Source organism: Arthrobacter sp. 2YAF22_2 (assembly GCF_052114645.1).
In the GTDB taxonomy this organism is placed as follows: Bacteria; Actinomycetota; Actinomycetes; order Actinomycetales; family Micrococcaceae; genus Arthrobacter.
Map to the genome: position 1 here is coordinate 1 of NZ_JBFRFD010000056.1, position 10331 is coordinate 10331.

The following is a 10331-nucleotide window of genomic DNA, read 5'->3' on the forward strand; positions in this document are numbered from 1 at the left end:
GCCGCCTATGCGGTCTACAAACCGGAAGCCGGGGAAAGGCCGCTGTCCGATTTCGAGCCCGGGCTCTACCGGCGCGAACGTGCCGCCTACCTGCTCAGTGAGTCGCTGGGGTGGGGGCTTGTGCCGCCGACGGTGATCCGCGAGGAAGCACCCCTGGGCATCGGATCGTTGCAGTGGTTCATCGAGTGCGACTTCCAGGAGCACTACTTCACGCTGTACGAGGACTCCCCTGAAACCCACCAGGACCTGGCGCGGATCGCCTTGTTCGATTACGTCGCCAACAACACGGACCGCAAAAGCGGCCACGTGCTGCGCGGCGTCGACGGCCGGATCTGGGGCATCGACCACGGGCTGTGCTTCTCGGCAGCCTTCAAACTACGCACCGTAATCTGGGACTTCGCGGGCGACCCCATCCCGGACGCCTTGATCCGGGACATCGCTCCGCTCGCCGGGGCTGTGCCGCCCGACGTGGCCGCACTCCTCGACGACGACGAAGTCACCGCCCTGCAGCGCCGCGTCCAAAGGATGCTAATCGCAGGCGTGCTGCCGGTGGACCGCACCGGCATGCGCTACCCCTGGCCGTTGATCTGACCGACCCGCGCCGCGCCCTAAACTGGCACAGTGCAACCTTCCCTTTGGCTGGCCCTGGCCGGCGCCGGCGTCCTGATCAGCTTCACCCCCGGCGCTGGCGCCATCAACACCATGAGCAACTCGCTGAACTCCGGCTTCCGGCGCTCCATTTGGGGAATCCTTGGCCAGCAGGCCGCGTTGGTGGTGCACATCCTGATCGTCGCGCTCGGCGTCGGGGTGCTGGTGGCAAGTTCGCCGCTGGCCTTCAACGTCATCCGCTACGCCGGCGCCGCCTACCTCGTCTTCCTCGGCATCCAGCAGTTCCGGCACAAGCCGGACCTGGACCAGGAGAAAGCCGCGGCGCTGCGGAACGAACCGGCAGGCTCGATGTTCCGCCGCGGCCTGTGGGTCAACCTGCTCAACCCGAAGGCGATCGTCTTCTTCCTGGCCTTCATGCCGCAGTTCATCCGCCCGGAACAGCCGCTGGTGCCGCAGTACCTCGTGCTGTCCGCGACCGTGATCGTGATCGACATCCTGGTCATGTGGTTCTTTTTCGCGGCGGCGGCCACGACGTTCCAGCGTTTCACCCACGACGCCCGCGGCCAGCGGATCCTCAACCGGACCTTCGGCGTATTGTTCATGGCCGTCGGCACCCTGCTGGCCCTGATCCACTAGGTGTCTGGGCGACCCCTCAGACTGCCCCGGGCGCCAGCTTCCGCAGCTCGGCCTTGCGGATTTTGCCGCTCGCGGTCCGCGGCATCTCCGCCACGAAGACCACCGATTTGGGAATCTTGTAGCGTGCCAGCCTGCCCTGCAGGTGGGCCCGCAGCTGGTCCTCCGAAAGCTGGGCACCGTCCCGCAGCAGCACCACGGCGCGCGGCACCTCGCCCCACTTCTCGTCCGGCACGCCGATCACCGCCACGCTCCCGACGGCGTCGAGTTCGGCGATCGCCTGTTCCACCTCGGCCGGGTAGATGTTCTCGCCGCCGGAGATGATCATGTCCTTGAGCCTGTCAGCGATGAACACGAAGCCTTCTTCGTCGGTGTAGGCCAGGTCTCCGGACTTGAACCAGCCGCCCTCAGCGTAGGACGCCGCCGTGGCGTCCGGCCGCTCCCAGTATCCGTGGATGACGTTGGGACCCTTGATTTGGATCTCCCCCACGGTTCCAGGCGCCGCAATTCCCGCTACTGGATCGGCGATCCGGATATCGGTGAAGAAGTGCGGGAGACCGGCGGATCCGGCCTTCTCCCGGGACCTCGCCGCGGGAAGGACCGTCGCGCCGGGGGCGGTTTCCGTCATGCCGTAGCCGTTGCCGATCTGGAGGTCCCGGGACTCGTAGGCGTCGAGCACGCGCATGGGGATAGCGGAACCCCCGCAGGTGAGCTTGTTCAACGAGCTGAGATCTGTCGTTGGCCAGGCGGGGTGTTCGCAGATGAGCTGATAGGTGGTCGGGACGCCGCTCATGGTCGTGACGCGGTATTGCTCGACGAGGGTCAGGACCCGGCCGGGATCAAACCGGGATTCAAGGATGACGGTGCCGCCCTTGAGAAGAGTGGGCAGAACACCCATGTCCAGTGACGCCACATGGAACATCGGTGAAATCATCAGCGCCACATCAACCGAGGAGAAGTCGAAGTCCACGATCACGTTGATGCAGTTCCAGATGATATTCCCGTGGGTCAGCAGTGCACCTTTGGGCCGTCCTGTGGTGCCAGAGGTGTAGAGGATCATGGCCCCGTCGTCCAGGGTTACCGGTTCATCCAGTGGCCGCTCGGCGCCGGAGGCCACCACGTCCTCAAAGCCCTCGACCGCCGTCGGCCCCTGGCCGCTGTCATCGGCCGCCGCTTCAGCGCTGCCGTCGCCTGAATCATCGACGACGACGAGCCGGGCCACCGCTGTCCCGACGGCACCGCGGTGGGCGAGGTCGCTCAGGGCCTGCGCATGAATCAGGGCCACGGCCCCGCTGTCCTGCAGCTGGAACTGGATCTCCGGGGGCGCCAGCCGGGTGTTAAGCGGCACGAAGATGGCGCCGAGAGCGCCGCAGGCAAAAAGCGTTTCGAGGAACGACGGGTGGTTCTCGCCGAGGTACGCCACCCGGTCCCCCTTCGCGACGCCGCGGTCCCGCAGGGCGTTGGCCAGCCGGAGGCTCCGGTCCGCGAACTGTGCGTAGCTGAGTTCCCGGCCTCCGCTGATGATGGCCGTCTTGGTGCCGGACTTCGGGCGGCGCCGTTGCAACCACGAGCCGATGCCAAAATTCTCCACGGCAATTCCTTTCCAGTTAGACGTTGAGGCTTGCGGGACCGCTTAGGACCGGACCGCTTCCAGATCGTTGTTCTTCGGCTCGCGGGTCAGCAGGATGAAGACGATCGAGACGACCGACATGATGGCGAGATACCACACCACGGATGAGGTGTTTTGCCCCGAGTCCTTGAAGATTTGCGCCACGATCCCCGGGGTGAAGCCTGCCCCGAGGAGGGTGGCGAGTTGGTAGCCCAGCGATGCCCCGGTATACCTCGAGGTGGTGCCGAACTGTTCCGAGACGAAGGCAGCGAGCGGGCCAAACAGCGTGGAGTGGATCATCAGGCCCACCGCGAAGGCGACAAAGATCAGGCCGATGTTGTTCGAGGACAAGAGCTGGAACATCGGGACCAGGTAGATGATGAAGATGACCAGGCCGCCGATCATCACCGGCCGCCGGCCAAGCTTGTCGGAGAGCCGGCCGCCCATGACCACAAAGATGATAGAGACGAACGAAGCCGCCGCGAACGCGTAAAGCACGCCCTGCCGGTCGGCGCCCTTGGACACCGCATAGGTCACGGCGAAGGTGGCCAGCACCACCTGCAGCGCGAATCCGGCCGCGCCGGCCAGCATGGTGAAGACCAGGGTCTTCGGCCGGCGCAGGACCTGCAGCAGGGGCGCTGCACGTCGCACCGCGGTGCCTTGGCCGGCCTGTTCTGCCGCTTCCTTCTCCAGGGCCGCCTTGAAGATCGGGCTCTCGGAGACCTTGAGCCGGACAAACATGCCCACGGCCAGCAGGACGAAGGACAGCAGGAACGGCACGCGCCAGCCCCAGGCGAGGAACTGGGCGTTCGGCAGGGCGGAGAACGCGCCCATCACCAGGGTGCCGAGCACCGCGCCGCTGGGGGCCCCGGCGTTGACGAAGGACGCCGCGAAGCCGCGCTTGCCGGACTCCGAGTGTTCCAGGGCCATCAGGGCGGCCCCGCCCCATTCGCCGCCGACGGCGATGCCTTGGAGAACCCGGAGGATCACCAGCAGGACCGCACCCCAGGGACCGGCCACCGAGGCGTCCGGCACCACCCCGATCAGTGTGGAGGCGATGCCCATGACCAGCATCGAGACGATCAACATGCCCTTGCGGCCGAGTTTGTCGCCGAAGTGACCGAAGATGATGCCGCCCAGGGGCCGTGCAACGTAGCCGGCGGCAAAGGTGCCGTAAGCGGCCACGACGCCGACCCAGTCGTCCAGCCCGGTGAAAAAGACCTTGGGGAAGACGACAGCAGCAGCCGTCGCATAGAGCAGGAAGTCGTAGTACTCGATCGTGCTTCCGAGGTAGCTGGAGGCAATGACGGTCCGAGCCTCCCGGCGACGCGTGCCCGCGTCCAGGGACTGCAACTGCGAAATCTGGGACATCGTTGTTCCTTGCGGCAGTGGGTTGGTGATTGGTTGAACGGTGGGGGTGAAACGCCCGGGCGAAACGGTTACTTGTAGAAGCGGGCCAGGAATTCGGCGACGACGGCGGGGCGTTCCTGGCCCTCGATCTCGATGGTGTTGGCGACCTTGATTTGGGCGCCGCCCTTGACCTCGGTGACCTCGGCGATGGTGGCGCGCATCCGGATCCGCGACCCCACCTTGACCGGGGAGGTGAAGCGGACCTTGTCCAGCCCGTAGTTCACCTTGGTGGTGACGCCGTCGACGTCGAACAGTTCGCCCCAGAACGGGATGATGAGCGAGAGGGTCAGGAAGCCGTGCGCGATCGGGGCGCCGAAGGGGCCGTCCTTGGCGCGTTCCGGGTCTACATGGATCCACTGGTCATCGCCGGTGGCGTCGGCGAATTTGTTGATCTGTTCCTGGCTGATTTCGCGGTATTCGGTGGCACCGAGGTCGGTGCCGGCAAGGGTGAGCAGTTTGTCGAAGTCGACGACGAGGTTGGGCATCTTTGGCTCCTGGTGATGGGGTTGGGTGGGTGAAGAACGACGGCGGACCCGGGCGGGCACCGTCTCAGGGTGCTAGCGGGTGAAGGCGCTTTCGCCGGTGAGGGCGCGGCCGATGATGAGGGCGTTGATCTCGTGGGTGCCCTCATAGGAGTAGACGGCCTCGGCGTCGGCATGGAACCGGGCGACGTCGGTCTCGAGGGTGATGCCGTTGCCGCCCACCACTTCGCGGGCCAGCGCCACCGTCTCGCGCATGAGGAGGGACGTCTGCATCTTGGCCAGGGCCGAATCCTGGTCCCGATAGATGCCCTTGGCCTGCTGTTCGGTCAGCCGGACCACCAGGGACAGGGCCGAGGTGACGTTGCCGAGCATCCGCGCCAGCTTCTCCTGGACAAGCTGGAAGGACCCCAGCGGCCGGCCGAACTGCTGCCGTTCCGTGACGTAGCGCAGCGCGGCTTCGAACGCACCGGCGGACATGCCGGCCGCGATCCAGGCGACGTCGGAGCGCATGGCCCGCAGCATCGYGGCGACGTCCCGGAAGGAGTTGACGTTGTGCAGCCGCATCGATTCCGGGACGCGAACCCCCTCGAGCGTGATGTGGGCGTTCTGCATCATCCGCAGGGCGGTCTTGCCGTGGATCTTTTCCAGCGTCACCCCTGCGGCCTCGCGGTCAACCAGGAAGGCTTTGACCTGACCGTCGGCCTCGTCGCGGGCGAACACCGCCAGGACGTCGGCGGTGGCCGCTCCTCCGATCCAGCGCTTGGCGCCGTTGAGGACCCAGCTGTCGCCATCCCGGCGGGCGCTCGTGGAGAGTCCGCCGGCGATATCGGAGCCGGACTCCGGCTCGGTCAGCGAGAACACGCCCTTGAGTGAGAAATCGAGGACCTTGGGCATCCACTCGGCCTGCTGTTCCGCGGAGGCGCCGACCCGGATGGCGGTCCGGAACAGCCCGGCCTGGGCCGTGTAGAAGGTGGCCAGTGAGGCGTCGGTCCGGGCAAGTTCGAAGATCCGGAAGCCCTGGTAGATCCCGCGGGCCGGCGTCTGTGCTGCGCCGGGGGCGCCGGTCAGCTCGGCCGGCTCCATCAGGTCCAGATCGATCAGCGGCCGGGCCAGCTGGTCCGGAAATTCACCGCGCTCCCAGTACTCGGCCAGCAACGGCCGGGCTTCTTCGTCCAGGAAGCTGCGCAGCCGGCCCAGGACCCGGCGTTCGGCGGGAGTGAGCAGGGATTCGGCGTCGTAGTAGTCGCACACGCCGTAGAGCCTCGACTGCGCGTCGACGGCGGTGTCTAGGCTCATCTCAACCCTCCAAACCGAGCAGGCGGACGGCGTTGCGCTTGAGGATCTTGGGCCGCACCTCGTCCTTGAGCGGCAGGTCCGCGAAGGCACCCAGCCACTTCTGCGGGGTGATCAGCGGGAAATCGGTGCCGAACAGCACCTTGTCCTGCAGCACCGAGTTGGCCATCTTCACCAGCGACTCCGGGAAGTACTTCGGAGACCAGCCGGACAGGTCGATGAACACGTTGGACTTGTGCGTGGCGATCGAGTTGGCCTCGTCCTGCCACGGCACCGAGGGGTGGGCCATGATGATCTGCAGCTCGGGAAAGTCCGCGGCGACGGCGTCCAGCAGCAGCGGGTTGGAGTACGCCAGCTTGATGCCGAACCCGCCGGGCAGGCCGGCCCCCATGCCGTTTTGGCCGGTGTGGAAGATCGCCGGCAGCCCCAGTTCCTGAAGGGTCTCCCAGAGCGGATAGAACTGCTCGTTGGAGGGGTCGAAGCCCTGCAGGCTGGGGTGGAACTTGAAGCCGCGGGCGCCAAGGGCCTCGGCCTGGTGCACGGCACCGCGGATCGCCTCGGGCCCGGTGCGCGGGTCAACGCTGCCGAACGGGATCAGTACGTCGTTGTTCCGCGCCGCCCCGGCAATGAGCTCGGGGATGCTGTTGGGCTCGTGCTTGAGCTGGGTGCGCGCGTCCACGGTGAAGACGACGGCGGCCATGTTCAGTCCGCGGTAGATCTCCGCGATCCGGTCCAGCGACGGGCTCCGGTCCTCGGCCTTGAAGTACTTGGCCGAKGCCTCGGTCAGGACCGGCGGCAGGGACTCGTGGCCGTGGCCGTCCACCTCGAGGTGGACGTGCATGTCGATCGCATCGAGCTTTGCGGCGTCGATGCCGAGTTCGTAGCGGGTGGCGGTCATGTCAGCGGGCCTGCGCCGGTTCAGGCTTGAGCTCTTCCGGCAGCGGCAGGAACTCCTCGCCGACGCTTTGCAGCTTGTCGCCGAAGAGCGCCCCGAAGTTGTCCACGAGGTCCTGGTATCCCCAGCCGCCTTCGCGGTACTCGGTGGCGGCGGCCTCCGGGTGGCTCCAGAGCTGCAGCCGGTCACCGCCGGCGCCGATTGCCTGGCCGGTGATTCCGGCGGCGGCGTCGGAGGCGAGGAAGGCCACCAGCCCGGCGACGTCGTCGGCGGTGYCGAAGCCGAGGTCGTGGCGGAAGAACGCCGGCATGGTCTCGCCGCGTTCGTCGGCTTCGACGGCCTTCTGGAAGTACGGGACGGTCTTGGTCATGGCGGTGGCCGCCACCGGGATGACGGCGTTGGCGGTGACGCCCGCCTTCTTCATCTCCATCGCCCAGGTACGGACCATGCCCACGATTCCGGCCTTCGCCGCGGCGTAGTTGGTCTGGCCGAAGTTGCCTCGCTGGCCGGTCGGCGAGCCGATGGTGATGATGCGGCCGGGGATGCCGTTCTCCTTGAAGTAGCCAAACGCCTCCCGGGCGCAGGTAAAGGTGCCTTTGAGGTGCACGTTGATCACGGCGTCGAAGTCGTCATCCGTCATCTTGAGCAGGCTCTTGTCCCGCAGGATCCCGGCGTTGGTGACCAGGATATCCAGCCGGCCGAACTCGCTGACGGCTGCCTGGACAAGCTGGCTGGCCACCTCGGAGCTGCCCACCGGCGCCACCACGGCGGCGGCACGGCCGCCGTCGGACTGTATGGTCCGGACCGCCTCGTCGGCAACCGCTGCGTCAACGTCGTTCACCACGACGGCGGCGCCCTGCCGGGCCAGTTCCCGGGCGTAAGCCAGGCCGAGGCCCCGTCCGCTTCCGGTGACGATTGCTACTTTTCCTGCGAGGCTCATCGCTGCTCCCTTGCTAGCTGACGTGTACATCCTGCGCTTCGGCGTGGGATGCTGTTCTGCATCCATGAAAGTATGGATGATTGAAAATGTCAATGATTTATTTTTTGGACTATTGGAGTGGGCATGGCGACGGATGTAGACGAACAGCCGGGCATCCGGCCGGCGGACAAGCTGATGTCCGCCTCGATCAGTCGCGACGCGGGCTTCCTGCTGGCCAAACTGCACGCCGCGGGGTCTGTCCTCAACAACCGTGCACTCGCTCAGTTCGGACTCAAGGAGCGCTCCTATTCCGTGTTGGCGCTGGCCACCAGCGAGCTGGAGCCCACGCAGCGTGAAATGGCGGAGTTCCTCAGCCTGGACCCCAGCCAGATCGTAGCCCTCATCGACGAGCTGGAGCAGCGTGGTCTGGTAATCCGCGCGCCTGGACGACTGGACCGCCGGGCCAAGATCGTCTCCGCCACCGAGGATGGATCGGCCGTCTTCCGGCAGGCCGAGGCCGCCGCGCGGGCGGCGGAATCCACCGCCCTCGCCAACCTCACCGACGCCGAAGCCGGCGAGCTGAAGGGACTGCTCCGGAAGGCACTCTGGAGCCGGACCGCCTGAGTGCCGGGGACCGGTTTCGGGTCCGGTCCCGGGGCGCAGGCGACCGCGGCGAGGCCGACCGAATAGCCAAGCGGCAGCCGTATCCGTCATGCTGGATCATGACGTCAATCGCGGGCCAATACCGGATCATCACGGTCTGCACCGGAAATATTTGCCGATCCCCGATGGCCGAACTGATGCTCGCCGAGGCCGCGGCCGCGGAGCAGCTCACCGGCGTCGAGGTCGATTCAGCCGGAATCACCGCCTACGAGGCGGGCCGCCCGATCGATCCCCGGGCCGGCCGCACCCTGGCCGCCCACAACATCTCCTCCCGGCTGCACATCGCGCGCGAGTGGCGCCCCGAATGGTTCCAGTCGCGCGAGCTGATCCTTGCCCTGGACGTGGACCACTACGGCTGGCTGCGGCAGGCCGCTCCGGACCGGGCCTCGGTGGCGAAGATCCGAATGCTGCGCAGCTTCGACCCCGCAGTGGAGGGCGCGGACCCGCTGGACCAAGGCATCGAGGACCCCTGGTACGGCGGCCACGCCGACTTCGACGCGACCTGGGAGCTGATCCAGGCGGCGGTTCCGGGCATCCTGGCGCACGTCCGCGCCGCGCAGCATCGGGACTCGGCGGGGCACCCGGTACGCTCTAATTCATGAGCCACACACCCGTCATCATCGCCATCGACGGGCGCTCCGGCGCAGGCAAGACCACCCTGGCCATCGAGCTCGCGGCCCGGCTCCGCGAACACCACAGTGTCTCGCTGTTCCATCTTGAGGACATCTACCCCGGCTGGAACGGCCTGGCCGCGGGCATCGAACGCTATGTTGCCACCGTGCTTGACCCGTTGCGCCGCGGCGAGGCCGCCCGCTGGGTCAGCTGGGACTGGGAGCGGCACTACGACGGCGCCGCCCGCCTCACCCAGCCGGCCGAAATTGTCCTGGTCGAGGGCGTGGGTGCAGCCGCCGCGGCCGCCGCGCCCTTCCTGGACGCCGTAATCTGGGCCGACTCCCCCGATCTGGACCGCCGATTCCGGGCCCTGGCCCGTGACGGAGACAGCTATGAGCCCTACTGGGAGCAATGGGCGGACCAGGAAGAGGCCTGGCTGGCCGGCGACGACGTGCCCTCCCGGGCCACCCTGCGGGTGCTCAACCTCGCCGACGGCACTGCCCCGGGGCAGGTCCTGCAGGCGCTCCAGTACCTGCCGGCCATGGCTCCGGTGCTGCTCCCCGAGCTTTCGGCACGCCGCGGGTTGCAACTGAAGACCGAGCGGCTCGACGGCGCACCGGATCCCGCGCGGCTCTTCGAAGCCCTTTACGGCGGCTCGCCGAACGCGGTGTGGCTTGACTCCTCCCTGGCCGGGGGTGCGGCGCCGGCCGGCGCAGGTCCCGGCGGCGCCGCCGCCGAACGCAGCCGGTTCAGCATCCTGGCGGACGACGGCGGCAATTACGGGCAGTCCATGCGGCACCGGTCCGGCCGGACCCGGGTAAGCATCGGCAACGCCGCCGTGCAGATCGAGGGCGGGTTCTTCCGCTGGCTCGACGGGGCCTGGGGCCGGCCAGACCTGCGTGCCCCCGAAGGCTACCCCTGCGAGTTCACCCTCGGCTGGCTCGGTTACCTCGGCTACGAACTCAAGCGCGAGACCGGCGGCAGCGACGTCGAGTCGCCCACTCCGGATGCCTGCCTGATCTTCGCCGGCCGCGCGGTGGTCCTGGACCACCGGGAACGCACGGTCTGGCTGCTGGCGCTGGACACTCCGGAGGCCGGAGCCTGGCTGGCGATCGCCCGCTCCGCCGTTGCGGCGGCCGCAGAGAGCGGCAGCAGCGGGGGGACCGGTGTCGGACTCTCCGCGGCGGTCGGCACCGCGCAGGAGTT

Annotated in this window: 10 protein-coding genes and 1 pseudogene; 5 read left to right on the forward strand and 6 right to left on the reverse strand. The window is 67.5% G+C overall.

Annotated features, from left to right (window positions below; translation table 11 throughout):
* Both AB4Y86_RS04055 and AB4Y86_RS04060 read left to right on the forward strand, forming a co-directional pair.
* Window positions 1–591: SCO1664 family protein (locus tag AB4Y86_RS04055; protein WP_441400308.1), on the forward strand; the 591-nt coding region annotated here is incomplete at its 5' end.
* Between the two features lie 30 nt (window positions 592–621).
* On the forward strand, window positions 622–1245 hold the full coding sequence (locus tag AB4Y86_RS04060) for a LysE family transporter (protein WP_441400310.1): 624 nt from the start codon (window positions 622–624) through the stop codon (window positions 1243–1245).
* Between the two features lie 16 nt (window positions 1246–1261).
* Here AB4Y86_RS04060 and AB4Y86_RS04065 read toward each other — a convergent pair whose 3' ends face one another.
* The 6 genes from AB4Y86_RS04065 to AB4Y86_RS04090 all read right to left on the reverse strand — a co-directional run bounded on the left by AB4Y86_RS04065 (window position 1262) and on the right by AB4Y86_RS04090 (window position 7871).
* Complete coding sequence (locus AB4Y86_RS04065; RefSeq protein ID WP_441400312.1) at window positions 1262–2833, reverse strand: acyl-CoA synthetase; 1572 nt, start codon at window positions 2831–2833, stop codon at window positions 1262–1264.
* Window positions 2834–2875: 42 nt separating this feature from the next.
* Window positions 2876–4222, reverse strand: a complete 1347-nt coding sequence (locus AB4Y86_RS04070) for an MFS transporter (protein ID WP_441400313.1) — start codon at window positions 4220–4222, stop codon at window positions 2876–2878.
* A gap of 68 nt (window positions 4223–4290) precedes the next feature.
* A complete protein-coding gene (locus tag AB4Y86_RS04075; protein WP_441400315.1) occupies window positions 4291–4746 on the reverse strand; it encodes a MaoC family dehydratase in 456 nt (151 codons plus the stop codon).
* Window positions 4747–4818: 72 nt separating this feature from the next.
* On the reverse strand, window positions 4819–6039 hold the full coding sequence (locus AB4Y86_RS04080; protein WP_441400317.1) for an acyl-CoA dehydrogenase family protein: 1221 nt from the start codon (window positions 6037–6039) through the stop codon (window positions 4819–4821).
* 1 nt (window position 6040) lies between these two features.
* Entirely contained in the window at window positions 6041–6934 is an 894-nt protein-coding gene (locus AB4Y86_RS04085; RefSeq protein WP_441400319.1) for an amidohydrolase family protein, read from the reverse strand.
* 1 nt (window position 6935) lies between these two features.
* Complete coding sequence (locus tag AB4Y86_RS04090; RefSeq protein WP_441400321.1) at window positions 6936–7871, reverse strand: SDR family oxidoreductase; 936 nt, start codon at window positions 7869–7871, stop codon at window positions 6936–6938.
* A gap of 123 nt (window positions 7872–7994) precedes the next feature.
* Between AB4Y86_RS04090 and AB4Y86_RS04095 the strand changes: the two genes are divergently transcribed.
* The 3 genes and pseudogenes from AB4Y86_RS04095 to AB4Y86_RS04105 form a co-directional block, all read left to right on the forward strand.
* Complete coding sequence (locus AB4Y86_RS04095; protein ID WP_441400323.1) at window positions 7995–8474, forward strand: MarR family winged helix-turn-helix transcriptional regulator; 480 nt, start codon at window positions 7995–7997, stop codon at window positions 8472–8474.
* A 98-nt stretch (window positions 8475–8572) separates the two neighbouring features.
* The gene (locus AB4Y86_RS04100; RefSeq protein ID WP_441400325.1) at window positions 8573–9115 is read left to right on the forward strand and encodes a low molecular weight protein-tyrosine-phosphatase; all 543 of its coding nucleotides are present in this window, start codon (window positions 8573–8575) and stop codon (window positions 9113–9115) included.
* Window positions 9112–10331 (forward strand): annotated as a pseudogene (locus AB4Y86_RS04105) (aminodeoxychorismate synthase component I); the annotation flags it as partial. The gene AB4Y86_RS04100 and the pseudogene AB4Y86_RS04105, both read left to right, overlap by 4 nt.

Coding starts and splice junctions, on each gene's coding strand:
- AB4Y86_RS04070 (WP_441400313.1), bottom strand. CDS start 4,222: ATGTCCCAGATTTCGCAGTTGCAGTCCCTGGACGCGGGCACGCGTCGC.
- AB4Y86_RS04075 (WP_441400315.1), bottom strand. CDS start 4,746: ATGCCCAACCTCGTCGTCGACTTCGACAAACTGCTCACCCTTGCCGGC.
- AB4Y86_RS04095 (WP_441400323.1), top strand. CDS start 7,995: ATGGCGACGGATGTAGACGAACAGCCGGGCATCCGGCCGGCGGACAAG.
- AB4Y86_RS04100 (WP_441400325.1), top strand. CDS start 8,573: ATGACGTCAATCGCGGGCCAATACCGGATCATCACGGTCTGCACCGGA.